Source organism: Streptomyces sp. NPDC058964, from assembly GCF_042741275.1.
In the GTDB taxonomy this organism is placed as follows: Bacteria; Actinomycetota; Actinomycetes; order Streptomycetales; family Streptomycetaceae; genus Streptomyces.
Genome location: NZ_JBHYKH010000394.1, coordinates 1 through 1,886, shown reverse-complemented (window position 1 = coordinate 1,886; position 1,886 = coordinate 1). Strand labels below are relative to the sequence as shown.

Sequence of the window (1,886 nt, the reverse complement as noted above, 5' to 3'; positions counted from 1 at the left end):
TGTGTGCGCCCGCCCCGCCCCTCCCTGCGGGGGCCGCGCGTGGGGGGGCGGGCCCCGCGCCCCCGCACGGCCATCGCGGCCCTACCGTGCCTGTCACCTCACGAAGGTCCCCCTGTAGCGCGCCGCTCCCGAGCAGGCCCCGCCGTCCCGTGCCCAGCGTCCGTCCCGTCCGAAGCCGAGAGGAGGTACGAGGCGCCGGACCCCGAGCGGGCTGTTCGAACCCGCGCAGCTCGTCCGCTCCTTCCCCGACGCGCTCCGCAGACTGCATCCGCGGATCCTGGTCAGGAACCCGGTGCTGTTCGTGGTGTCGGCCGGCGCCGCCCTGACCACCGTGTCGGCGCTGCTGCACCCCGCCGTGTTCACCTGGGTCATCAGCACCTGGCTGTGGCTGACCGTGGTCTTCGCCAACCTGGCCGAGGCCGTCACCGAGGGCCGCGGCAAGGCGCAGGCCGAGTCGCTGCGCAAGGCCCGTACCGACACGGTGGCGCTGCGGCTCCTCGACTGGCGCTTCGGCATGAACGTGCGCACGGCCCGTACGGAGGCGGTGGCCGCCATCGACCTGAAACCGCTGGACTTGGTGCTCGTGGAGGCCGGCGAGATGATCCCGGCGGACGGCGATGTCGTCGACGGGGTGGCGGCGGTGGACGAGAGCGCCGTCACCGGGGAGTCGGCGGCGGTCATCCGCGAGCCGGCGGCGACCGCAGCGGTGTCACGGGCGGTACGACGGTCCTGTCGGACCGGATCGTCGTGCGGGTCGGCGCCCGCTCGGGGACCGGTTTCCTGGACCGGATCATCGCGCTGCCCGAGGGTGCCTCCCGGCCCACTGGGTCGCGTTCGGCACGCAGACCCTCCCGCAGGGCCGGCAACGGAGCGCGGCCCTGCCGGGTCGGCGTGTACCGGGAGCGGCGGAGAGGCGTCGCACGAGATGACGCTCGGTGTCCGACGTCGGCGCCGCGGAGGAGACGTCGCCCGTACAGCCGAATACGCGGTCATCGCCTCCCGGCCACCGCTTCTTGATGCGGTACCACGCCCTGTGGGGTCATTCTTAACGCAAGATTGACGCCCACGCCCCCCTGATCCGTGAGCCCTCATGTCACGCTCTGCTTACGCTGGTGCCGCCGTCCGCGTGATGGCCGGAATTCAACTGAGCCGCACAAGGAGCAGGCCGATGGCCACGACCGAACACCCGCCGCCCAGTCGGCGGGGGGGCGGGGTGGGGGTGGGGGGGGGCCTGCAGCAGGAGATCGATGCGTTCACCGGCGCCTTTGCTATTGCGGTTGACCTGAACCTCACGGTCGATGAGGATGCCGCTCTGCTTCAGGGTTTCTCTCAGGCTGTAGGCGAGGTAGTCGGAGATCAGGTTCTCGTCCTTGGGGAACTTGAGCCGTTGCGTGGTCTTTTTGCCATCGGGCAGGGTTTCCAGCTTGGTTTCGTTCCAGAAGATCGCTGCCGGCAGTCTTCCCTGTGTGAGGTCGTGCTGGATGCCCTTGATGAGGGAGATGACCAGGTCCAGCAGGTCTGTTCCGTCCTTGATCAGTCGTCGACGAGGATCTTGGACCAGTTCCTTGAGCTCGGCCGGGCTGGGACGGCCCCATGAGTGCTCTCGGTAGGTGCGTTGCGCTTCGTGTACCAGGGTCTGGATGATGCTGGCGTCGGGCCAGGCACGGTGCAGTTCACGCAGGTGGTGAACAGCCTCGGCCGTACCCCGGGAGGAAAGGTGGTCGAGTACGGCGTCTCGGCACTGTGGGCCGCGGCCTTGCGACCGAGGCCCGGTGGCGGCGGTACCGGCAGGCGGGTAGCTGCTGAGCAGAATGGCAGCGAGTTCGGCGACGGCCTCGGTGGGCAGCGCTGCGACCCAGGGTGGTGTGCTGTGGGTGTGCAGGGTG

Annotated in this window: 1 protein-coding gene and 1 pseudogene; one reads left to right on the top strand and one right to left on the bottom strand. The window is 69.9% G+C overall.

The features are described 5' to 3' along the window. Nucleotides 1-292: 292 nt before the first annotated feature. Nucleotides 293-819: pseudogene (locus tag ACFW2E_RS34410) on the top strand (potassium-transporting ATPase subunit B); the annotation flags it as partial. Nucleotides 820-1,093: 274 nt separating this feature from the next. Here ACFW2E_RS34410 and ACFW2E_RS34405 read toward each other — a convergent pair. Then, nucleotides 1,094-1,886, bottom strand: a 793-nt coding sequence (locus ACFW2E_RS34405; RefSeq protein ID WP_384472128.1) for a hypothetical protein, incomplete at its 5' end; no start/stop codon positions are given.